Source organism: Candidatus Zixiibacteriota bacterium, assembly GCA_036397555.1.
GTDB lineage: Bacteria > Zixibacteria > MSB-5A5 > WJJR01 > WJJR01 > DATKYL01.
This window is the reverse complement of record DASWIS010000008.1, coordinates 618,938-640,305: the sequence shown is the minus strand read 5'-3', so window position 1 is coordinate 640,305 and position 21,368 is coordinate 618,938. Positions and strand designations below refer to the sequence as shown.

Genomic DNA, 21,368 nt, shown 5'->3' with positions numbered 1-21,368 from the left:
CGAGCGGGAACCGCGTCATCGCACTACGAGTACAGGACGCTGGGGTCACCCTGACCGTCGTTCCCTTCCAGAATGACGGTTGCCGACGCGTAGGTATTATCGTGCGTCAGACTGATTGCCGCATGGCGGATTCCGGTCGCCTGGGCACGTTTTGCGGCGGCGCCCCGCAGGTGCAACGATGGCACGCCGATCGGTGACCGGACGACCTCGATGTCGCGGTACGCGATGCCGCCGGGCCAGCCGCGCCCCAATGCTTTCATCACCGCTTCCTTGGCTGCAAACCGTGCCGCCAACGACTGTGCGGGATTCGGACGTGCGCGACAGTATGCCCATTCGGCGGTGGTATAGACGCGACGGCCGAACCGTTCGCCGAAGCGATGATCGGTGTGCGCGACGCGCGCGATTTCTATGCGGTCGACGCCCAGTCCTAATATCATGGAATGAATGCGCGGCGCCGGGCCACTCTATGGCCGAACGGTACCGCTGCGCCTACAATGCCGAATCGGTCGAATCCTTCCGGACCAAATCACTGAAACGTGAAAAGAGCCGATCATACGACCCTTTGAAGAAGATGTAGATCGGTTTGGAATGTCCGGACCGGAACGCGTAGGTGCGTCCGACATCCTCTTCGCGGATCGTGTTCCACTGCAGCGTGTCGGCACGTCCATCCGCTCCGACTACGACGAGCTGCTGCGCGGGATTGTCCAATTGCGCGACGATCTCGGCTGACTCAGGCACCAAGGCATCGGCCCGCAGACGGCTGACGTAGGCGATTTTGAAATTGGCAATCGACGTGTCGACGGGCCGGGCGTCGCCGTCGTCAAGCGACACGACCCACGAACGGTCGTCGTCGCGCCTCAACACGGTCTCACGGCCGTTCTCGGTCCAGCGGATTTCGGCGATCTGCGCGGTGTCGTAGCTGAGCATCTCCTTGGCCATCCAGTCTGAAGGGACACGGCGAAAGACTTGTGTCAGATCCCCCGTCGCCTGATAGACAGAATCGGATTTCAAGCGACGGATGAACGTGTGCGAAGCGCCGGGCCCCCGCTTGCCGAGCACGAACTGGGCCAACGGCGTCCCCTGATGGAAAAATTGCAGCAATGCGCCGCTGCCGATGTCGATCTTGAGCTTTTCATGCTTGTCCGCCCGGGTGGAGATCAGATTCTCAAGAACGATGTCATTGGTTGTCGAGAAGACTTGTCGCACCATGGCGGTGTCGGCGGGATGAGACCAATCTTCGTTGAGAACCTGCCAGCGGCCGTTGCGTCGCGTCAGGTGCGTCCAGGTGGCATACTTAAACGCGATCGAGTCGACCCGCGCCGTGTCCACCGCGAAGAGATCGTGCAACTCCCGGATCGACAGTTCGGATTTCTCGGCCGTGCGGAGGAAATACCAACCGGCCAGCAGGACAACCGCCAGAATGCCCAGGATGATGGTGCTGCGTTTCATGTAATCTGCGATCCCCGTTTCATCCGCCGGCGGCTCTGCCAACGCCAGAGGCCGACACAGATCACAAACAGCGGCGGGCCGAAAATATTCGCATATTTGACCGTGCGCCGTTTGGCATCGGAGACTTCATCCAGCTTACGAGTTGTCACATTGCGCGAGCGGATCGTGATCAGCCGTTCGTCCTGTGTCAGCCAGTCGACGATGTTCATGAAGAAGCTGACGTTCGACGGCGAGCGCATGGCCTGATCGGTGCAAAAGTCGGCGTCGCCGACGATCACCATACGACTGGGCACGCTGGTCGACAAGTGATCGGCCGGCGTCGTGCCGTCCGCTGCCGGATCCAGCGGTGGTCCCGTCGGGAAGATCGAGTGGAATACGCCGGTGACAGCCGCTGCCAGCACCTGTGGAGACTCGGTGAACTGGCTTTGGACGAATTCCTGCAGCGCGGAGACGTAGTACGGGGCACGGCGCACACCGGTGCGTTCCGAGCTTCGGCAAATCCACTGGAAGGTCAGCCCGGCGTCTTGTGCCGCCGCCGAGTCCAACGAACTGACGAATGGGAGCAGAACGCCCTGCAGGTCTTTGCCGATGAGATGCTCGTTGTTGAAGTCGCTGATGTTGGGAATGAAGGGGTAGCGCACACGATTCTGAATGGTGAAAAGACCCTGCTGCTCCATGACCGCGATTTCAGAGCAGGCCGCATCCAGCACGAGGTTCTCGTTGACCGCCATTCCATAGTGTCGGAGAAATTCGAGCCAGTTGGCCTGGGTGCTGGCCGCGGTTTGCAGTTGCATATCGGCGATGACCGGATCGTAGAAAACGCCGAGATGCCCCCCGCGCATGACGAATTGATCGATGGCGTACTGATCCCATTGTCCCACCGAGTCACGCGGGCCCGCGATTACCAACGTCGTGATGTCGCCGGGAATCAACACACCGGGCGTGATTGAAACAGTCTGTACTTCGTAGAGCTGTTGCAGCGCCTGCCGCGCGATCTGCAGATTGGTCGTGAAGCTGTTCTCGCTGTGGCCGGTCAGGAATCCCACGACCGGCAGCGAGTCGGCGGTGACTTTGCGGATGGCGCTGGACAGTTCGTATTCGAGATTGGCGCGCGACTGCACGAACGGTATGACTTCGCGCTTGTCTTCATAGAGAAACGCCACACCCATGTACACTTTCTTCAGTTCATACTTATCCTTCTCGATCACGTTGACCTGCATGGCGGGAATCCCCATGCCGCGCGCCTCTACTTCGCGATCGGTTTTGACCGGATCGACGAACTCGAAGCGCAGATTCCTGCCAGAGTAGGCACGGTATTCATAGAGAATGTCGCGCAAATACCGCGAATTGAGATTGTAAGGGTATGGCAGGTCTTCGGAGAAGTACAGCCGGGCGATCACCGGATCATCCAGCGCGCGCGCCATCTCCTTGGATGCCTCCGACAGCGAGTACTCGCGCGTGTCGGTGATATCCAGGCGCGCGAAGAAAAACAGCGCCAGCAGGTTGACCGCGATGACAACGCCCAGCAGCATGGGCACTGCCGTCAGCGATCCGATTCCCCGCCTGACTCCCTGCCTGATCACGCCATCACCCTACCGCCACCGCCGCGACTCCAGTGTTCGCACTGACAGAAACAGAAATAAAGTCATGATCGACAAATAGTAGATCACATCCCGCGTGTCGATGACTCCGCGGGCGAGATTCTCGAAATGGTAGGACGATGAGAGATACTGCAACACCGACGCGACGCCGCCGGGAAAAAACGGCAAGACTTTGTCGAGCATGAACAACCCGAAGATGACGACGAATCCCGTGATGAAGGCGACGATTTGATTCTGCGTCAGCCCTGACGTGAACAGCCCGATCGCCAGGTAGGAGCCCCCCATGAGCAGCAGCCCCAGATAGCCGCCGATCAACGCACCCCCGTCGGGATCGCCGAGCATGGTCAGCGTCAATGGATACGCGAAGGTCAACAGCAGCGCCGCCGCCAGCAGGCCGAGGGCGGCCAGAAATTTACCGAGGACGATTTCCACGTCGTGCACGGGCAGCGTCACGAGGAGCTCGAGTGTGCCCGATTTCCGTTCTTCGGCGATCGTCCGCATGGTGATGGCGGGCACGAAGAAGAGAAATGTGATCGGAATGACGACCGAAAACAGGTCACGCATGTCGGCCTCACCCACGAGGAACAATCCCGACGAGAAGAACCATCCGGCGATCAGCAAAAACAGCGTGAGGATGACATAGGCCACCGCCGAATTGAAGAGACTGCGCAGCTCCTTCTGGGCGAACGTCAGAGTGTTGGATAACATCGAATGGCCCGATCAGGATTGAGTGGTCAGTTGACGGAAGACATCTTCCAGTCGGACAGACTCACGCCGCAGTTCCAGCAAGACCCAGCCGCGTTCGCGCACAAGCTTGAACACCGATTCCCGCAGGTCGGCCGCTGGTGCGGTCTCGATGACAAATCGTGATGCGCCGGCGCTCTGGCCGTCGGTGGAGACACGTGCCGCGCCATCGAGGCCTTTGAGCGCATCGAGGACTTCATGGGCTGGTCCGCGCACTTCGACATGGATGCGATCGTGTCCGCTGGCGGCGGCACGCAGGGTGTCGGGGGTCCCATCGGCGACGATCTTCCCCTTGCTGATGATCAGCACGCGGTCGCAGGCCGCTTCGACCTCCGAGAGAATGTGCGTGCACAGGATGAGCGTTTTGGCACGCCCCAGTTCCTTGATCAGGGCGCGTATTTCGACGATCTGGTTGGGATCGAGGCCGACGGTCGGTTCATCCAGAATCAGGATTTCCGGATCATGGACCATCGCTTGCGCCAATCCGACGCGCTGGCGGTATCCCTTCGACAGTTCGCCAATGTCCTTCCTGAGGACTTCTTCCAACCCGCACATCGCGACCATGCGATCGTTGCGCGGCCGGTGTTCGGACCGGGGAATCCCGCGCAGACGCTGGCAGAAGGTGAGATACTCCAGCGGCGTCATATCGGTGTACAGCGGGTTGTTTTCCGGCAGGTAACCGATCTTGCGGCGTACCTCGACGGAGTCTTCTGTCACATCAACGCCATCGATGAGCACGTCGCCCTCCGACGGCGGCATGTACCCGGTAATAACCTTCATAGTTGTCGTCTTCCCTGCGCCATTGGGACCGAGAAAGCCCAGCACTTCGCCGGTCTTCATGGTGAAGCTGATGGCGTCGACGGCGACGGAGGGGCCGTATTTTCTGGTCAGATTCCTGACTTCAATCATCGAGAATGGGCAGTTCAGTCAATTGTCATAAACAACAAAATGCGGCTGAGTCTGTATAACAGTCAGAGCAAAACATAGGGCGATGCCCCGGAAGATTCAAGGGGCCACGTGGTTACGGTCTTCGGGCCCCATCAAGCGGGTTTGTACATAAATTGCAGTCACTGGTTCCAAAGTTTGTGTTCATCCGGAGAGGAGAGTGCCCATGGTCGCCATGAAGCGCATCAATTGGCTCGGTCCTGGTCTGTTGGGCTGCCTGATCGTTCTGGGATGCACATCGGCCCGTAACCGAGACACCAACCCGACACCGCGCGGCGAAATCGCTGCGGCGATGCAGGCCGATTCGGTGGTCGTCGGCATGAGGAAAGACCAGGTCCGCCAGGTCTGGGGAGACCCAGCGAGCATCGAGAATGACTCCGAAACACCCACAGTTGAAGTTTGGAAGTATGACCGGCCGCTGGGCGCCGGCGGCACACAGTCCGGAGGTACAGCCCTGGCGGTGGTGCCGCGCGCGATCTACGCGCTGCGCTTCGACGGCGACCGTGTGGTTTCAGTCGATGCAAAGCCATATTGACCGCATCTGCGGCGTGCGAATATCTGCAAACAAAAGAGGCGGGACCATGTGGTCCCGCCTCTCGTATGATTGACCGGCGAATCGTTTATGGAGCGAATCCCAGGACGTCGATCGTCACACGGCGATTCTTCGAGCGCCCCTGATCGCTGTCGTTGGTGGCGATCGGTGCATCCTTGCCGAATGTGCGGATGGCGATGCGTCCCAGATTGATCTGGTGCTTGCTGATCAGGTACTGACGGGCCGCATCGGCGCGCTTCTGGCCCAGAACGATGTTGTAGTCGGTGCCGCCGATGGCATCACAGTGTCCGCCAATCTCGCAAATGAGGTCCGGGTCGGCTTTTAATTTCTCCCCGACGCGGTCCAAGTCATCGTAGTACTCCGACTTGATGTCATATTTGTTGAAGTCGAAATAGACTTCTTCGGTGGATAGAACCGTGTACTCATGACGGCAGCACTTGAGCGCCTTCTCGGCTTCGTTCATCGCGTCTTCGGCCAGTTGCTCGTTGGCGGCCAGACGTCGCTCAAGGTCGGCGATCCGATTGCGCAGGTCATCGAGATCGCTCTGACTGGCGCCGTCCTGAGTCTGCGTCTTTGCGCGCGCCTCGGTTGTGCCCGCGCTCTCGCGCCAGCCCTCGGTCACCTCCGATGGGCAGTTGAAGGCACAGCCGCCCATAAACGGCGACAGAAACAGGATGGCCAGTCCTACAGCGCTGGCGGTCCGCAACATTGTTCTCATCGATTGCCTCCTCACAGAATCTTCTCCCGACCTTTCCCTGCTACGTAGCCGACGCTCCCCTTGGGAGCTGATTCCGTCGTGCAGGCCCAGTATAACACACGTGTTGGAAATGGCACGACATATTCTGCAAGTCGCCGTGCCTCATACACTTTGGTCGATTTACTTCATGCGCCACAATAGGTCAAGAACGATTCAACTTCCCACCCGGGACTCAGTCATCTCCCCTTCGGGGTCGGGATGCGAAAGTACCGTTCGGGAATCGCGATGTTGTAGTTTTGCCTGCGGAGATACCAGCGATGCTCGCCGCCGCCGGGAAGTCCTTTGACGATCAGCCGTTTGATCTCCCAGAACGGATAGCGGTCGCGGTGAGAGCTGAAGCGCACATCGACGTTCATCACGGTGCTGTCGGGGCTGAGGGTTTCTATCAGCATCGATTTGGGAGCACGGTGTCCGTGATGCCAGTCGACTGTCCAGATCGTGCCTCCGGACGCCAGCTCGTATCGGTTGCGCTTCGTTCCGGGCAGAAAGCCCAGCATCATACCAGCTATTGTTTCGTGCCCGCCCCAGCCGCCGGAGAAGATAGCGCGCCACTCACCGGAGAAAAATTCCGGCATCGGGACATTGTACCTGCCCAGACTGTCGATGAGGTCGCAAACGAGGACTTCCTGCTGATGATCGACATACCAAAATGAGTCGCCGACCAAAACCGCGGTAAAACTGGGCAAGCCGAATGGTCCCTCCGCCGAGATCCAGAACTTCTCGGGCTTTTGATAGGCAATATCGACGAGGATGATCCCGTGGGGATCGGTGCCGACCGCTTCCCAGCGGATGCGATAGGTCGCTGATTCGGTCAGTTCGGCGCGTTCGTTGAGGCGGTCGCGGACGTCGCGTCCGGCTTCGTCGGCTGACGGCCAGGGGGGACGGGAGCAGGAGAGCAAGCCGAACACGGACAGGGCGATGACCGCCGCGCGTAACGTGAGGCGACTGCATGGATTCCAGGGAGACAGCACGGCGCAACTTACCCCCGTCGCGCAGCGCCCTCAAGCATAGATCAGCGCCATGAGGATGCCGAGCGGCACACCGGAGAATGCCTGTGCGATCATGCTCACTGGCGGGCCGATGAAGAGCCAGATCAGCGAGAACTTGAAGAAGAACCCCGCGAAGATCACTGCCATGAGAATCATCGGGCCGACCTGCTCCAGACGGAAGAGCGCGGCATCCCATTCATGCGGTGCGAGACCGTAGAGAATCTTGGAGCCGTCCAACGGCGGCAGCGGGATCAAGTTGAAGAATGCGAGCGCCAGATTGGTGATCAGCCCCTGCCCGACGATGCGTCCCAGCCCGGCGATGAATCCCTCATTGACTGTCGTCCCCCAACCCCCGGCAATCAGCGAGCGGATCACGATTCCGCACACGATGGCGAGGATGATGTTCGATGCCGGTCCGGCGGCCGCGGTCAGGAAGATGCCGCGCTTGGGGTCGGCGAAGTTGCGCGGATCGACCGGCACCGGCTTGGCCCAGCCGAAGCGAAACCCCGAGAGAAACAGCATGAGCGTCCCGAAGAGGTCCAGATGCACCAGCGGATTAAGTGAGAGCCGTCCGAGCATGCGCGCGGTGGGATCGCCCAGTCGCGCCGCCATCCACGCATGCGCCGCTTCATGAAATGTCAGCGAGAAGAGCAGAACCGGCAGGAACGTGATGATGAAGACGGGGTCGGGCATCGGGGGAAGATAGGGGCGGGAATACGACTGGTGCCACTGACTTTAGTCGGTGGCTCGCCGCGTGGATTTGGCGGGAAGCCAGTGATCGTACCCCTACATGCCATAAGGGTTAGTGGAGCAGTCACTGAGAGAAGTCTACGGCGTGCAGGGATTGCAGAATGCGATGGCTGGATCGGCGGATCGGAAGGCGACATCCACGAATGCCACGACGTCGAAGACATTGGTGACCCCGTCGCAGGAAACGTCGGTACGATCGCGCGGGCAGAGGGGGTACGGGTCGCCGACGGGAGGCGCGCTTCGGAAGGCCACATCGACAGACTTGACGACATCGAAGACATTGGTCACGCTGTCGCACTGCGGATCGCCAAAGCAGAAACAGTAGCAGGTGCTGTCGGCGTATAGGCAGCGACCGACAGAATCACAGAAGACACTTTCGGGGTCGGGGAAGTCGTAAAAGACGAAGTTGTGATTAATCGTACCCCATTCTGAAGAGCCGTCCTGATCGAGATCGAGGTCGTACCACTGATATAGTCCGCCGATGTCGTTTTCATGCCACTGGCAGCTCTCTACAAAATCCTGTGTGTCGGGATGCCATTGAATAACCTTATACCATGGGGAGAATGTCATTGCCATCTCGTCAATGCCATCACAATCAGTATCGGCGCCCCAGCATGGTGCGTAGCCAGTAAATCCAGTCTGCTGCGAGATCGTGTCAATGATCTCGAATTGATTGTCACCGCTGGCACTTATCAATTCGTATCGATACAGCCCACTAGTCGAGTTATGGCTTAAGAGCGCATAGAGATTGCCGTCCGGATAGGGCTTGACTGTGGCTGCAAAGAAGTCATTGGCCAAGTGTGCCCCGCCAACTTGTCCCATGTAGGCAAGGCCGGCATTCTGCCATTCAAACAGTGCATATCCAAGCTGATTTCCGGCAATAAATTCCACTCGTCCGTCATCATCGAAGTCCGCGACAGCGGACTGTCCTCTTGCCCACTCCACGCCTTCGATGTCCGAGATGACCTTGAAGGTATCCAGAATCTCATCATACTTGATTATGATCGCTCGGGAGTTGAAGACACTGTTCGGAAGCGCAAATATCTCAATGTACGGATCGCTGTCGATGTTCACCGCAGTGGCATGAGAGACAATGTTCATTCCCGGCCAAACAGATCTCGCCCTTAGTGTCCAGTCTGGCGCTGAGTAGATGTTCAAGTCGTCACTGATTTGAGTAACCAGCTCAATCTCACCGTCGTCGTCCAAATCGGCCGCAATCCAGGGAAGACCGTCGGTTCCCGGCAATGGCGTTACTGTATAACTCAGTGTAGTGTCGACATCGTAACGGACTACGACATTGTTCTGTACATCCTGAGAATACAGTTCAGTTATCAAGCGCACACTATCGAAGCGATGAGCCATGTACGGGATGGGCAATTGTATCTCGACCGATGACGGACAGCTCGAACTCTTGCCGCCTGGTACCGCTCCGGCATAGTCGGATGACACGACGGAGACTCCACTGTCACGTCCATTGGGGCTCTCGACAGGGATCTCTCGCCATCCGTGTGACAGAGGGGTCGCACGAGTTGGGACGGGCCACTGCAATTCAGCATTCGTCGGACAGATCGCAAGGGTGACAGACGTCACGATAGTCAGAGCAACGAACCTGTTCAGAGACAGAGCCATAGGTACGCACACTTACCGCCGTCACCGAACTTGGGAGTATCTAACAACGAGTTGACCGAAGCCGCTGGGCGGAAAGACCTGATGTGAGCGCAAGGAATGCTCGCATCGATGCCCCACCACTTGCGGTGGGGGTAGATTCGTTTCGCCAGACTATGCCGGTTACAACGTGTCTACATGCATCTACTGCAGTGAAGGCCCACGAGCCTCTCCCACCGCAAGCGGTGGGGCACACGTGCGACAGACACTTCCACCCGCCTCTTGGCTGGGGCAAGTGTGAGCGCTTCGCTGGCGGCCTAATAGTCATGGCCAGAAGAGTAGAAGTTCAAAGTCAAAATAGCGAGTGTATCGGCTTAAGCAAGTGGTTTTTGGGGGCAGCGTGCCAAGCTCAACTGACACATTGCGCCCTCACGCATACAACCCCCGCGCGAGAATCGTCTCGCTGACGCGGCGGATGGCGAGCATGAAAGCGGCGACGCGGAGCGTGGTCTTGTATTCGAGCGATGTGTTCAGGACGTCGGCGAAGGAGCGGTTCATGATCAGCGCAAGGCGGCGGTTGACTTCGTCCTCGTCCCAGAAGTAGCCGATGCGGTCCTGCACCCATTCGAAGTATGACACGGTGACGCCGCCCGCGTTGCAGAGGATGTCGGGGATGATGGGGATGCCGCGTTCGGCGAGAATCTTGTCGGCGGCGGGCGTGGTGGGGCCGTTGGCGCCCTCGGCGATGAACTTGGCCTGAATCTTCGGCGCGTTGCTGCGGGTGATGACGTTTTCGAGTGCGGCGGGGATCAACACGTCGCAGTCGCAGGTCAGGACTTCGCCGCGCTTGAGCGCTTCGCCGCCGGAGTAGCCGGCGACCGAACCGGTCTGGCGAGAGTGCCCAAGCAGCCCTTCCATGTTCAGGCCCTTGGGGTCGGCGATGGCCCCGTTGACATCTTCAACGGCGACGATGCGGCACCCGTCGGCGGCCAGCAGTGACGCGGCGACCGAGCCGACATTGCCGAATCCCTGCACCGCGACACGGAGACCATCGATCGGCAGCCCCAGATGCGCGGCCATGGCCAGCACGCACAACTCGACACCGCGTCCGGTGGCCTCGCGCCGTCCGAGCGAGCCGCCCATGAACACCGGCTTGCCGGTGACAATGCCGGTTTCGGTGCGGCGCTCGTGCATGCTGTAGGTGTCCATCACCCATGCCATCACCTGCTCGTCGGTGTTGACATCGGGCGCGGGGATATCGCGCTCCGGCCCGATGACATCCATCAATTCGGCCGTGTACCGTCGGGTCAGGCGTTCCAGTTCGCCCTTGGACATGGTCTTCGGATCGCAGATGACGCCGCCCTTGGCGCCCCCGAAGGGAATGCCTACGGTCGCGCATTTGAAGGTCATCCAGGCCGCCAGCGCCTGGATTTCGTCGAGCGTGACCGAGGGGTGGTAGCGGATCCCGCCTTTGCCGGGGCCGCGAATGATCGAATGCTGGACACGAAATCCCTTGAAGAGGCGCAATGTGCCGTTGTCGAGCGTGACCGGCAGCTCGAGGATGATCGAGCGGCGCGGACGTTTGATGACTTCCAGCAGGCCGGGATCAAGATTCAGCAGCGCGGCGGCTTCGTCGAACTGCTCCATCGCGCTTTCGAATGTCGAAATCGGAATGTCGGTGCTGTGGATGGTCATGGAATCGGTCTGTCCCTATCGAATCCCGCTTCGGTTTCCCTCACTCCGACCCTCTCTCCCTCGGCTGCACTCGGGGCCGATGGCCACTGGGAGCGGGAGATCGTTGTCGCCACGGTGTTTGGTCATAGTCCCGGTCACACTCGGGCAATGCGGTTTTTCGTCTTGCCGTCCCCAAAAGAGGACCCTCGGCCCCCAAGAGGGGACCTTCGGCCCCCAAGAGGGGACCTTCGGCCGAGCCGGTAGGCGGATACCCACGGGTTGCCGTCGATTACGAACCGCCATGGATACATGCTGCCCTCACCGTCGCCAACACCGACGCGTCCCGACGTGGCGATTGTGAATGAGCCATCGGCATGGCCGCCGACCGTGATGCGCGGACCCTGCAATGCGGTCCCATTGTCGTCGCCGGTGATCGCCAATGCCTGTGTCAGTTTGCCGGGACCGTTGGTGAGATCGCGTTGGCGGCTCACATTGCGACGCCGTTGCATCTGCGCTGTTTCAAACAGCGGTTCGATCGCGCGGATCAGGACGGCGGCGGGAAATCCTTCTCGTTCGGTCACGAAGTTGAGCATCCAGTGATTACCGTATGTGAAGTACACATAGGCGTGACCCGGCGGACCATACATCACGCGGGTGCGTTTAGTCAGCCCGTGGCGCGCGTGGCAGGCGGGATCGTTCTCGCCGATGTAGGCCTCGGTTTCGACGATGCGTCCGCCGCACAGACGGCCACGGTTGTTGACCAGGAGCATCCGTCCGAGCAGGTCGGGCGCGACATCGAGCGTCGGCCTGGCATAGAATCGCGGCGATAACGGCCTCATGAGTACAGTGATGAGAGAGGAGACGGGTGTCTGGAGAAATAGGAGTCGGGTGGCGATAAAATCAATCGGTTTCGGGAGATGCCGGCACGGCTGCGGCAGCCGAATCCTGATGGAAAAACCCCCAGACGGCGCGCGCGGTCCGGCGATCCAGTCCGCCCCTTTCGATCAGATCCGGTTCCGTGGCGGCACGCACCGCCTCGACGGAGCCCAAGCGGCTCAATAGTTGTCCACGCCGCGCGGGACCGACCCCGGGAATCGCATCCAGCTCGGAGCGCAGGACGCGCTTCTTGCGTCGGTTCTTCTGAAATGTCAGCGCGAAACGGTGCGCTTCGTCGCGCGCATGCTGCAACAACCTCAGCGAGGGCGACGCGCGCGGGATGGTCAGCGTGCGTCCGTCGGTATCCATCGATTCGGGCAAAATGACTTGTTCCAAGCGCTTCGCCAGTCCAATCGCCGGGACATCGGCAATGTTGAGCGCATCCAGCGCCATCAGCGCCGACTTGAGTTGCCCGGCGCCGCCATCGATGAGCACGAGATCGGGAAACTCCTGTCCCGATTCGACCACCTGTTCGAAATAGCGCGCGACGATCTCGCCCATCATGGCAAAGTCGTTTTGGCCGATGACGCTGCGGATTTTGAACTTGCGGTAGTTGCGCTTCAGGGGTTTGGCGTCGCGGAAGTACACCATCGAGCCGACCGGATCGGTGGCGCCGAGGTTGGAGACATCGAATGCGGCAATGTGGCGCGGCGGCGTGGCCAGTCGCAGATCGCGCTGCAATTGGTAGACGGCATCCGGGATGCGTACCGCCGTCTTCTCACGCTGCGAGAGAAACTCGTTAAGGGAAAGTCGGGCGTTGGTCTGGGTCATCTCCAGCAGCGCGGCCCGCTCGCCGCGTTTGGGGAGCGTCAACGTCACGGTGCGTCCGTGCTCGCGTGTCAGCCACTCGGCGATGAGGCCGGGCTCGGCGCAATCGAAGGGCAGATCGACCGCATCGGGAATCGCGGGCGAGTTTAAGTAGTACTGTTTGATGAACTCCGTGAGCACGACGGCATCGGTGTCGTCGGTTTCGGCGCGCAATTGAAAGCTCTGGCGGCCGATCAGGGCGCCGTCGCGTACCTGCAGGACGACCGCTGCGACGATCTGATCGGCGCGGGCGATGCCGATGACATCGCGATCGACATTCGGACCGTCGGTGACCTTCTGTTTCTGTCGCACCGATTCGACCGCGCGCAGCTTGTCGCGCCACGCTGCCGCCTCTTCAAAATGCATTCGTTCGGAGGCCTCCTCCATGCGCTGCGACAGCTCGCGCAGCAATTGTTCGCTCTTTCCCTCCAAAAAGAGGCAGGCGGCATCGATCAACCGGCGATACTCCGCCTGAGCGATCAAGTCCTCGCACGGCCCGGGACAGCGCTTGATGTAATAATCCAGACATACGCGATACCGGCGTCCCGTCGGTGACGGAATCACGAGGTTGCAGGTGCGAATCTGGAAGACGCGTCCCAGCGTCTTGATCGTTTCCCGCATGCTGCGGACCTGCGTGTACGGTCCGAAGTATCGCGCGCCGTCTTTGCGCATGCGGCGCACGACCAGCATGCGCGGATACGGCTCGTTGGTCGTGACTTTGATGTACGGGTAGCGCTTGTCGTCTTTGAGGGCGACGTTGTAGCGGGGTTTGTGTTCCTTGATGAGGTTGGCTTCGAGGATGAGTGCTTCGATTTCCGAATCGGTCGAGAGGATCTCGAAATCGGCCAACTTGTCCAACAGGCGCGCCGTGCGGGGATGATCGGGGACTCCGCGGAAGTACGAGCGCACGCGGCTGCGCAGCGATGCCGCCTTGCCGATGTAGATGTATTCGCCCCTGGCATTTTTGAACAGGTAGACGCCGGGGCGATCCGGCAGGACCTTGAGCTTTTCATCGAGACTCAGGTGCGGCGGCATGTGTCCTCTCGCATGGGAGTACGCAACGAAGCCCCCAAATGAAAGTCCGGCCGAGACACCCCCCCCATCCCGGCCGGAACGAACATCGAGCACTGCGAATGCCGATTACATGACGCGGCGTGCCCCTCGGTACGCATCGCGAAAATACGGAATGCCGACCGACGAATAGATGACGCCGCGGCTCTCCGACGCGTGGGCAAAGCGCCCATCGCCCAGGTACAGACCGACATGGTCGGGCAAATGTCCACCCTGGAGACTGAAGAAGACCAGATCCCCGACCTGCAGATCGTCCTGCGCAATCTGGAGCGGCAATCGATACTGTGATCGCGTCGATGTCGGCAGCCGTTTGCCGGCATAATCACGGTAAACGGCCGAGACCAGGTTTGAGCAATCGATCCCGCTTTTGCCGTCACCGCCCGCTGCGTAGGGAATGCCGATGTATGAGTCGACGACCCGTTCAAAGACGCGCGGCTCGATCGCCGATGGCATGACCTCGTCGGAACGGTTGCGTTCGTCGGCGGCAGCGGCATATACGCCGCCGGCTTCGGCATTCGGCTCGTCGGACTGGTCGGTATCGCCCTGCGTGGCGTGACGATCGGGCGCCTCGCCGCTGTTGTTGTACATCGGGTACGGCGTGCACGCGGAAACGAGCACTACCATCGCCAGACCGAACAGCATGTAATGTGCCCGTGTGTGAACTGAAACTGACATGACCCTGCCCCCCTTCTACCTCCCCGGAAGGAAAGTCGGATAGGTCATCCGGAAGCGCCACATAAAAAATGCGCGTGTCCCGATTATGACGGCGACGACGACAGGGGCATACCATGGGTACGCGAGAGATGCCGCGATCGAGAGGAGCACGACCGACGCCACGGCCGCACGCGCGGAGAAGGTGGCGGGACGCCAGATGGCCGCAGCAAACAAAGGCAAAACGACGATGGACGGAATCAGAAGATGGTCATCCGTTCGGAGCAAGGTCAGGACGACGGTCGCGGACGCACACAGTGAAGCGCCGATCATGGCGATCCTGTCCCCGAGCCAGACGGCCAGCGTCCGTTTGCCCGAGGCGGCATCTCCGTCGCCGTCGGGAACGGTCGTCGCGAGATACACTGCCGCGACCGCCAGCGCGTAAGGAATGGCAGCGAGGGCTGAATCCCGTGTGAGCGACTTGTTCAGCGCAGAGCCGAGCATAAACATGAGCATCCCGTGTCCGATGGCGTTGGCCAGCAGTCCGAGGATCGGACGGTTCTTCAGCGAATCGGGACCGATCGCCGAGTAGGCGACACCCAATGCGAGCAGAATGATCGTTAAAAGCAGGTACTCCAGTCCCAGACAGGCGCCCAGCACGATCGCGGCACTGTGTAACGCGACAGTGAACACAACCGCTGATCGCATCGCGATCAAACCTTCGGCGAGAAAGAACAGCTTGCGGTTGCGCCGGTCCGATTCGACATCGGCGATTTGGTTGAGCGTGTAAGTCCCGCCCGCCATGCAGTACAACTGCAGCATGAAGAGCAGCCAGCGTGTCGCCGTCGTGCCGGGATGTGCCGAAACGGCAGTGCCCAGCAGTGCAATCGTCCACACCGGCGGCATCAGGACAGGACGTGTAAAAAACAGATAGTCCAGCGGAGTGTGCCGGCCGCAGATCGATACTACCGGCATCCGGGTCTTTGCGGAGATCGAATCCGGAGTCGTCATGGGGGCGATCGATCAGCAGTCTGAATCACAGACCCCAAAGACGGACAAGGACCCAAAGCGACGGCGCAGCAAACAGCGTCGAATCAAAGCGGTCGAGGACGCCGCCATGTCCGGGGATCACGGCGGAGGAGTCTTTGACGCCGGCCATGCGTTTGAGGCACGATTCGAACAAATCTCCCGCCTGTCCGACGATGGCAATGGTCAATGCCGCTGAGACACAGAACATCCAGCCGCCCGGCAGCCAATGAAACAGGAAGAACACCAAGCCGATAACCGCCGACGACAAGACCTGGGCGACGGCGCCCGCGATGGTCTTGTTGGGCGAAATTGACTCCGCGAGACGACGTTTGCCGAGCAGCTTACCAAACAAATACGCCGCCGTGTCTCCGATCCACAGATTGGCGAACAGGAATAACAGCAGCGCAAACCCGATGTCGGCGCGCTGTCCGCGCAGCGCCGCCAGTGCGCCGAATCCCAGCCCGAGCCAGAACGCTATGGTGATCGTCCCGACGGCGCTGTCCCATGCGCGTTCGGAGCGCCGCTGACCGAGCGCCAGCAACCCCGCAATCAGGACAACAACGGGGGCCACCAGATGCAGATAGAACCGAGTCATCGGACTGACGGCGAATGCCACGAGGACCGCGAGGACGGCAGGGGTCCCGAATTCCGCCGGCTTCCCGGCAATGCGCAGCAGCCGTTCGGCTTCGCCGGTACCGATCACGATCAGGACAACGATCAGTCCCTGCAGCCACCATCCCCCCTGCTGGAACACCCACAGCAACAGCGGGATGGCGACGACGGCGACGGCGATGCGAGTGATCAGTGTGCGCACGCTTCATCTCGCAGCATGAGCTGAGAAGACGACAACGGCAATCTCGCGGCGCCTGTTGCCGCTGGCAATGCAAATCCGGCTAAAAACGGTCTCAGAACCCAGTTGCGACGCACTCGTATGTGCCTGCCACGTGTTCCCACGCGGCGAGCGGGGTCGTCACCGGAGAGCGGGTGACACGACATGTCCGGATTAGGAAACCGACTCAATGAGTAAAGGCGAAAGAATTACTTTTCGGACGGGCCTACACGACCAAAGCGCCGCTCGCGCGACTGATACTCGATCAGTGCGTCGTAGAAGTCATCGGCGGAGAAGTCCGGCCACAGCGTGTCCGTAATGTAGAGCTCAGTGTATGACGTTTGCCACAGCAGGAAGTTGGAGAGCCGTTGTTCACCCGACGTTCGGATCAACAGGTCGGGATCGGGCAAGCCATTGGTCTGGAGATGGCGGACGAAGACACGCTCGTTGATGTCGTCGACGGCCAGCGAGCCGCCGGCCACTTCCGCGGCGATGGCGCGCACGGCGGCGATGATCTCCGCTCTCCCGCCGTAGTTGAGCGCGAGATTGAGCACCATCCCGGTGTTGTCGCGCGTGCGCTCGATCGCTTCGAGGATCGCGTCGCGCTGGCTGCGTGGCAGCGCGTTGGTGTTGCCGGTGGTCATGATGCGGACATTGTTCTCGGCCATTTCGCGCAGTTCGCGCTTGGTCGTCTCATACAGCAGACGCATGAGCGCTGAAATCTCACTTTTGGGCCGTTCCCAGTTCTCGATGGAAAACGCGTACAGCGTCAGGTACCCGATCTCGGCCTCGGCGGCGGCTTTGACGATGCGTTTGACCGCGCGAACACCCGCCCGGTGCCCTGCCGAGCGCGGCAGGCCGCGTTTGGCCGCCCAACGGCCGTTGCCATCCATGATGATCGCCACGTGTGCGGGGCGCGACGGCGCGGTCAGAACGCGTGACAAGCGGTCCACGGCGGGCGCGATAGTCCGCTGAGGCAACGCGATGGCGCTGTCGACCGGCATTCCCCTCAGACCTCCATGACCTCCGCCTCCTTGGCGGTGACCATTTTGTCGATCTGGGCGATGAATTCGTCGGTCAGCTTCTGGATTTCATCGGAGAGACGGTGATGCACATCCTCGGATATCGTCTTGTCTTTCTCGGCCTTCTTGAGGTGGTCGTTGGCATCACGGCGGATGTTGCGGACGGCAACCTTGCCTTCTTCGGCGTGGCGTTTAACCAGTTTCACCATGTCGCGGCGTCGTTCTTCGTTCAGTGCCGGAATTGGGACGCGGATGAGGTTGCCATCAACGATGGGATTCAGCCCCAACTCGGCCTTGAGGATCGCCTTGGAGATTTCTCCGGTCATTTGCTTCTCCCACGGCTGTACCACAATCATACGCGCCTCGGGGACTGAAATCGAAGCAGCCTGACTGAGCGGCACTTCGCTGCCATAATAACTCACCCGAACCGGCTCCAGGAGTGCAGCGCTGGCTTTGCCGGTGCGCACTGACGCCAGTTCCCGTTGTGTGGCGGCGACCGCCTTCTGCATGCGGTCTCGCGCGTCCTCTTTGATGGTTTCTCCCGGCACTGTACCCTCCTGCTACGATCAATCCCTCCTGAGGTCTTACACGCAACGAAGTTATGCCGACGCCCGCGGGACGATCAAGCCAAAACCGGCCTTTCCATGGGATGCCGGCGGTATGCAGTGTGTACTACGAAGCAGTAACAATGGTGCCGACCGCCTCACCGGCCACGACACGCGCGAGATTGTCCGCGTCGAGGAGATTGAATACGATGACGGGCATGTCATTGTCGCGGCACATGGCCAGCGCGGTGGCATCCATGACATGCAGTTCATCGCGGAGTGCATCGGTGAAGGTGAGGGCGTCGAATCGACGCGCCGAGGAATCGCGCTTGGGATCGGAGGAATAGACGCCGTCGACCTTCGTCCCTTTCAGGAGTACGTCCGCGCCGATTTCGAGTGCCCGCAAGGCCGCCGCCGTATCGGTGGTGAAATACGGATGTCCGGTCCCGGCCGCCATGATCACCACGCGCCCCTTTTCGAGATGGCGCACGGCGCGGCGGCGGATGTAGGGCTCGGCCATCGATTCCATCTCAACGGCTGTCATGACACGGGTTGGTATCTCGATCTGCTCCAGTGCATCCTGCATCGCCAGCGCATTGATCACGGTGCCGAGCATTCCCATCTGATCGGCCGTGGCGCGTTGTATTCCCGCTTCGGCCGATGCCACGGCACCGCGGAAAATGTTACCGCCGCCGATGACCAAAGCGGTCTGTGTGCCGCCGGTGACGACATCCTTAACCTGCGCCGCCAGGGCCGTCAGAACGTCAAGATCGATCCCCCATCCCGATTGCCCGGCGAGGATCTCGCCGGACATTTTCAGGAGGATGCGCCTGTATCGCGGCGACCTGTTCTTCGCGGCAGCCGCACTCATGCGTCGCTCCTGGACGCCACGGACCGATAGCGTCGCGGGTAAACTAAAATCAGACTGGGTTCGGAGAATAAGCCGAGGAAACCGCCACAGGCGGCATGAGAAGAATCGGACGGTGGCTCATTCGCCAAGACGGTAACGGGTGAAGCGCTTGACAACGATGTTTTCGCCCAGTTTGCTGATCGTTTCCTGGACGATCTCGTTGACCGTGCGGTCGGGATTCTTGATGAACGGCTGTTCGAGGAGGCACGCCTCGGCGAAGAACTTCTCGAGCTTCCCCTCGACGATTTTTTCGACAAATTTTTCGGGTTTGCCGTCGTTGATGGCCTGGGTACGGTAAATCTGTTTTTCGGATTCGACGAGCACGGGATCGATCTCTTCGCGACGCACCGCCACCGGCGATGCGGCGGCGACCTGCATGGCGACGTCCTTGACGATGTCCTTGAACTCGTCGGTGCGTGCCACGAAGTCGGTTTCGCAATTGACTTCGATCATGACTCCGAGCTTGTCGCCCGGGTGAATATAGGAGAAGATCAAGCCCTCGCGTGCACTTCGACCGGCCTTTCCGGCGGCTTTCGCCAAGCCGCGTTCACGCAGAAAGGAAATGGCTTTCTCGATATCGCCGCCGGTTTCGGTCAGCGCCTTCTTGCATTCCATCATACCCACGCCGGTGCGTTCACGCAGTGTTTTGACGTCATTGGCGGTGATTGTGGCCATATCGTTCCTTGTTGCTGATTGGAGATGCAATGGCGGCGCGTGAAAGCTCAGTTGTCGGATTCGGCGTCGGAGTCTTTGCCGTCAAAGTCGGGGGTGTCGCCGTTGCCGGCGCCGTCGGCCGACTTCGATTTGCGGCTGCCGGTGCCGTCCATGACCGCCGATGATACGGCGCGAGTCAACAGACGGATCGACTTGATGGCATCGTCATTCCCGGCGACGGGGAAATCGATCGGGTCGGGGTCGCAATTGGTGTCCACGACCGCGATGATGGGAATGCCGAGCTTACCGGCCTCGTTGACTGCGATGCGTTCTTTGCGCGTGTCGACGACAAAGATCAGTCCTGGCAGCCGCCCCATGTCTTTGATGCCGCCGAGGATTTTCTCGAGCTTCTGGATCTCTTTTTCGTTTTTGAGACGTTCCTTCTTGGTCAGCTTCTCGAAGGTTCCGTCTTCACGCATCGTCTCGAGGTCGCGGAGGCGTTTGATCGACTGGCGAATCGTGGAAAAGTTCGTCAACATGCCGCCCAGCCAGCGTTCGGTCACGCTGTACTGTCCGCAGCGCTGCGATTCTTCATTGATGACGCCCTTCGCCTGTTTCTTGGTGCCGACGAACAGGATCGGCCGCCCCTCGGCGGCGACCTCGCGCGCCTTGAGGCAGGCCTTTTCCAGCGACATGAGTGTCTTGCGCAGGTCGATGATGTAGATGCCGTTGCGTGCGCCGAAGATAAACGGCTTCATTTTGGGGTTCCAGCGGCGCGTTTGATGGCCGAAGTGAACCCCCGCTTCCAACAATTCTTGTAATTGAACCGGCACTGTGTCCTCGGTTGACGTGGTTCCTTCGCGGTTAACGCTTCGAGTACTGGAAGCGCTTCCGTGCCTTGACCATTCCGTACTTTTTGCGTTCGACTTCGCGCGCGTCGCGTGTGAGGAATCCGGCTTTCTTCAGCTTGGCGCGCCATTCGGGATTCATCATCTGCAGCGCGCGGGCGATGCCCAGCAGCATCGCGCCCGCCTGCCCCGATTTGCCGCCGCCGGTGGCGCTGCAGACCAGATCGACCTGACCCTCGACCTCCACCAGTTTCAGCGGCTGCTCGATGAGCATCACGAGTGTTTCGCGATGAAAGTAGTCTTTCAGCGAGAGACCGTTGATGCGGTGCTGCCCTTTGCCGCGCTTCATGCCGACACGGACCGTGGCTTCCTTGCGTCGACCTGTCGCCCAGAATGTGTCTTCGGCCAAATCTCCTCCAGAATCCGATTGACGAAAGAGTCCTGCGTGCGGTCTGCCTACGTAAGCTCCAGCGGCTTTGGCAACTGCGCCGCGTGGGGATGTTCGGGACCGGGATAGACTTTCAGCTTGGTCAACAGCCGACGTCCGAGACGATTCTTCGGCAGCATGCCGCGCACGGCATGCATGACGATATCTTCGGGACGGCGCTGGCGCGTCTCGTTGACCGTACGGAACCGCGCCCCGCCCGGATAGCCCGTGTAATGAAAGTACGACTTGCCGATTTCCTTCTGCCCGGAGACACGCACCTCGGCGGCGTTCACCACGACCACAAAATCACCGATGTCCATGTGAGGCGTAAACTGCGGCTTGTGCTTGCCGCGCAGCACGCGGGCGATCCCGGCGGCGGTCCGCCCCAAGATCTTACCGCCCACGTCGACGACGTACCAGTCGCGCGCGACCTCGCCCTGTTTTGGTATGTATGTCTTCATTCCGACGCCGCGTCCCAAGTCGCGTACAAGCCGACAATTTTAGCACGTATCCTCTTGTCTGTCAAGAGGGATATCGAACACCTTCAAATGTCGCGATTCGTGAGAGTCTTA

23 protein-coding genes are annotated in these 21,368 nt (G+C 60.2%); 1 reads left to right on the top strand and 22 read right to left on the bottom strand.

Going from position 1 to position 21,368, the window contains the following annotated elements:
* Nucleotides 1–23 precede the first annotated feature (23 nt).
* The 5 genes from acpS to VGB22_04340 are packed head-to-tail and all read right to left on the bottom strand — an operon-like array spanning nucleotide 24 to nucleotide 4,703.
* Complete coding sequence (acpS, locus tag VGB22_04360; protein HEX9750512.1) at nucleotides 24–437, bottom strand: holo-ACP synthase; 414 nt, start codon at nucleotides 435–437, stop codon at nucleotides 24–26.
* A 52-nt stretch (nucleotides 438–489) separates the two neighbouring features.
* Complete coding sequence (locus tag VGB22_04355; GenBank protein ID HEX9750511.1) at nucleotides 490–1,449, bottom strand: DUF4340 domain-containing protein; 960 nt, start codon at nucleotides 1,447–1,449, stop codon at nucleotides 490–492.
* The gene (locus tag VGB22_04350; protein ID HEX9750510.1) at nucleotides 1,446–3,032 is read right to left on the bottom strand and encodes a GldG family protein; all 1,587 of its coding nucleotides are present in this window, start codon (nucleotides 3,030–3,032) and stop codon (nucleotides 1,446–1,448) included. The genes VGB22_04355 and VGB22_04350 overlap by 4 nt, the downstream gene beginning before the upstream one ends.
* Before the next feature lie 9 nt (nucleotides 3,033–3,041).
* Nucleotides 3,042–3,758, bottom strand: coding sequence for an ABC transporter permease (locus VGB22_04345; GenBank protein ID HEX9750509.1), 717 nt, complete (start codon nucleotides 3,756–3,758; stop codon nucleotides 3,042–3,044).
* Between the two features lie 12 nt (nucleotides 3,759–3,770).
* Nucleotides 3,771–4,703, bottom strand: coding sequence for an ATP-binding cassette domain-containing protein (locus VGB22_04340; protein ID HEX9750508.1), 933 nt, complete (start codon nucleotides 4,701–4,703; stop codon nucleotides 3,771–3,773).
* A 202-nt stretch (nucleotides 4,704–4,905) separates the two neighbouring features.
* Between VGB22_04340 and VGB22_04335 the strand changes: the two genes are divergently transcribed.
* Nucleotides 4,906–5,274, top strand: a complete 369-nt coding sequence (locus VGB22_04335) for a hypothetical protein (GenBank protein ID HEX9750507.1) — start codon at nucleotides 4,906–4,908, stop codon at nucleotides 5,272–5,274.
* Nucleotides 5,275–5,359: 85 nt separating this feature from the next.
* Here VGB22_04335 and VGB22_04330 read toward each other — a convergent pair whose 3' ends face one another.
* From VGB22_04330 to rplM, 17 genes are all read right to left on the bottom strand, one after another.
* A complete protein-coding gene (locus VGB22_04330) occupies nucleotides 5,360–6,010 on the bottom strand; it encodes an OmpA family protein (protein ID HEX9750506.1) in 651 nt (216 codons plus the stop codon).
* Between the two features lie 215 nt (nucleotides 6,011–6,225).
* Nucleotides 6,226–7,020, bottom strand: coding sequence for a hypothetical protein (locus VGB22_04325; GenBank protein ID HEX9750505.1), 795 nt, complete (start codon nucleotides 7,018–7,020; stop codon nucleotides 6,226–6,228).
* Nucleotides 7,021–7,050: 30 nt separating this feature from the next.
* On the bottom strand, nucleotides 7,051–7,731 hold the full coding sequence (locus VGB22_04320; protein HEX9750504.1) for a site-2 protease family protein: 681 nt from the start codon (nucleotides 7,729–7,731) through the stop codon (nucleotides 7,051–7,053).
* A gap of 135 nt (nucleotides 7,732–7,866) precedes the next feature.
* The gene (locus VGB22_04315) at nucleotides 7,867–8,889 is read right to left on the bottom strand and encodes a hypothetical protein (protein ID HEX9750503.1); all 1,023 of its coding nucleotides are present in this window, start codon (nucleotides 8,887–8,889) and stop codon (nucleotides 7,867–7,869) included.
* Nucleotides 8,890–9,822: 933 nt separating this feature from the next.
* Nucleotides 9,823–11,088, bottom strand: a complete 1,266-nt coding sequence (locus VGB22_04310; GenBank protein ID HEX9750502.1) for a Glu/Leu/Phe/Val dehydrogenase — start codon at nucleotides 11,086–11,088, stop codon at nucleotides 9,823–9,825.
* Between the two features lie 134 nt (nucleotides 11,089–11,222).
* Nucleotides 11,223–11,906: a DNA-3-methyladenine glycosylase gene (locus tag VGB22_04305; protein ID HEX9750501.1), complete on the bottom strand. Its 684-nt coding sequence runs from the start codon at nucleotides 11,904–11,906 to the stop codon at nucleotides 11,223–11,225.
* A 61-nt stretch (nucleotides 11,907–11,967) separates the two neighbouring features.
* Nucleotides 11,968–13,845: an excinuclease ABC subunit UvrC gene (uvrC, locus tag VGB22_04300; GenBank protein HEX9750500.1), complete on the bottom strand. Its 1,878-nt coding sequence runs from the start codon at nucleotides 13,843–13,845 to the stop codon at nucleotides 11,968–11,970.
* Between the two features lie 105 nt (nucleotides 13,846–13,950).
* Complete coding sequence (locus tag VGB22_04295; GenBank protein HEX9750499.1) at nucleotides 13,951–14,556, bottom strand: NlpC/P60 family protein; 606 nt, start codon at nucleotides 14,554–14,556, stop codon at nucleotides 13,951–13,953.
* Between the two features lie 15 nt (nucleotides 14,557–14,571).
* Nucleotides 14,572–15,543: a UbiA family prenyltransferase gene (locus tag VGB22_04290; GenBank protein ID HEX9750498.1), complete on the bottom strand. Its 972-nt coding sequence runs from the start codon at nucleotides 15,541–15,543 to the stop codon at nucleotides 14,572–14,574.
* Nucleotides 15,544–15,568: 25 nt separating this feature from the next.
* Entirely contained in the window at nucleotides 15,569–16,375 is an 807-nt protein-coding gene (locus tag VGB22_04285; GenBank protein ID HEX9750497.1) for a phosphatidate cytidylyltransferase, read from the bottom strand.
* Nucleotides 16,376–16,599: 224 nt separating this feature from the next.
* A complete protein-coding gene (locus VGB22_04280) occupies nucleotides 16,600–17,394 on the bottom strand; it encodes an isoprenyl transferase (protein HEX9750496.1) in 795 nt (264 codons plus the stop codon).
* Nucleotides 17,395–17,399: 5 nt separating this feature from the next.
* Complete coding sequence (gene frr / locus VGB22_04275; protein HEX9750495.1) at nucleotides 17,400–17,921, bottom strand: ribosome recycling factor; 522 nt, start codon at nucleotides 17,919–17,921, stop codon at nucleotides 17,400–17,402.
* Nucleotides 17,922–18,084: 163 nt separating this feature from the next.
* On the bottom strand, nucleotides 18,085–18,828 hold the full coding sequence (gene pyrH / locus VGB22_04270; protein ID HEX9750494.1) for a UMP kinase: 744 nt from the start codon (nucleotides 18,826–18,828) through the stop codon (nucleotides 18,085–18,087).
* A gap of 117 nt (nucleotides 18,829–18,945) precedes the next feature.
* Entirely contained in the window at nucleotides 18,946–19,542 is a 597-nt protein-coding gene (gene tsf / locus VGB22_04265) for a translation elongation factor Ts (protein ID HEX9750493.1), read from the bottom strand.
* Nucleotides 19,543–19,589: 47 nt separating this feature from the next.
* The gene (gene rpsB / locus VGB22_04260; GenBank protein ID HEX9750492.1) at nucleotides 19,590–20,354 is read right to left on the bottom strand and encodes a 30S ribosomal protein S2; all 765 of its coding nucleotides are present in this window, start codon (nucleotides 20,352–20,354) and stop codon (nucleotides 19,590–19,592) included.
* Between the two features lie 31 nt (nucleotides 20,355–20,385).
* Nucleotides 20,386–20,778 carry a 30S ribosomal protein S9 gene (gene rpsI / locus VGB22_04255; protein HEX9750491.1) on the bottom strand — a complete coding sequence of 131 codons (393 nt, stop codon included), beginning with the start codon at nucleotides 20,776–20,778 and terminating at the stop codon, nucleotides 20,386–20,388.
* A gap of 47 nt (nucleotides 20,779–20,825) precedes the next feature.
* Nucleotides 20,826–21,257: a 50S ribosomal protein L13 gene (gene rplM / locus VGB22_04250; GenBank protein HEX9750490.1), complete on the bottom strand. Its 432-nt coding sequence runs from the start codon at nucleotides 21,255–21,257 to the stop codon at nucleotides 20,826–20,828.
* Between the last annotated feature and the right edge of the window lie 111 nt (nucleotides 21,258–21,368).

What these genes read in the sequence shown, in the direction of transcription:
- acpS (HEX9750512.1), bottom strand. Translation starts at nt 437, where the DNA reads ATGATATTAGGACTGGGCGTCGACCGCATAGAAATCGCGCGCGTCGCG.
- VGB22_04355 (HEX9750511.1), bottom strand. Translation starts at nt 1,449, where the DNA reads ATGAAACGCAGCACCATCATCCTGGGCATTCTGGCGGTTGTCCTGCTG.
- VGB22_04345 (HEX9750509.1), bottom strand. Translation starts at nt 3,758, where the DNA reads ATGTTATCCAACACTCTGACGTTCGCCCAGAAGGAGCTGCGCAGTCTC.
- VGB22_04340 (HEX9750508.1), bottom strand. Translation starts at nt 4,703, where the DNA reads ATGATTGAAGTCAGGAATCTGACCAGAAAATACGGCCCCTCCGTCGCC.
- VGB22_04335 (HEX9750507.1), top strand. Translation starts at nt 4,906, where the DNA reads ATGGTCGCCATGAAGCGCATCAATTGGCTCGGTCCTGGTCTGTTGGGC.
- VGB22_04330 (HEX9750506.1), bottom strand. Translation starts at nt 6,010, where the DNA reads ATGAGAACAATGTTGCGGACCGCCAGCGCTGTAGGACTGGCCATCCTG.
- VGB22_04320 (HEX9750504.1), bottom strand. Translation starts at nt 7,731, where the DNA reads ATGCCCGACCCCGTCTTCATCATCACGTTCCTGCCGGTTCTGCTCTTC.
- VGB22_04315 (HEX9750503.1), bottom strand. Translation starts at nt 8,889, where the DNA reads ATGAACATTGTCTCTCATGCCACTGCGGTGAACATCGACAGCGATCCG.
- VGB22_04310 (HEX9750502.1), bottom strand. Translation starts at nt 11,088, where the DNA reads ATGACCATCCACAGCACCGACATTCCGATTTCGACATTCGAAAGCGCG.
- VGB22_04305 (HEX9750501.1), bottom strand. Translation starts at nt 11,906, where the DNA reads ATGAGGCCGTTATCGCCGCGATTCTATGCCAGGCCGACGCTCGATGTC.
- uvrC (HEX9750500.1), bottom strand. Translation starts at nt 13,845, where the DNA reads ATGCCGCCGCACCTGAGTCTCGATGAAAAGCTCAAGGTCCTGCCGGAT.
- VGB22_04295 (HEX9750499.1), bottom strand. Translation starts at nt 14,556, where the DNA reads ATGTCAGTTTCAGTTCACACACGGGCACATTACATGCTGTTCGGTCTG.
- VGB22_04290 (HEX9750498.1), bottom strand. Translation starts at nt 15,543, where the DNA reads ATGACGACTCCGGATTCGATCTCCGCAAAGACCCGGATGCCGGTAGTA.
- VGB22_04280 (HEX9750496.1), bottom strand. Translation starts at nt 17,394, where the DNA reads ATGCCGGTCGACAGCGCCATCGCGTTGCCTCAGCGGACTATCGCGCCC.
- frr (HEX9750495.1), bottom strand. Translation starts at nt 17,921, where the DNA reads ATGCAGAAGGCGGTCGCCGCCACACAACGGGAACTGGCGTCAGTGCGC.
- pyrH (HEX9750494.1), bottom strand. Translation starts at nt 18,828, where the DNA reads ATGAGTGCGGCTGCCGCGAAGAACAGGTCGCCGCGATACAGGCGCATC.
- tsf (HEX9750493.1), bottom strand. Translation starts at nt 19,542, where the DNA reads ATGGCCACAATCACCGCCAATGACGTCAAAACACTGCGTGAACGCACC.
- rplM (HEX9750490.1), bottom strand. Translation starts at nt 21,257, where the DNA reads ATGAAGACATACATACCAAAACAGGGCGAGGTCGCGCGCGACTGGTAC.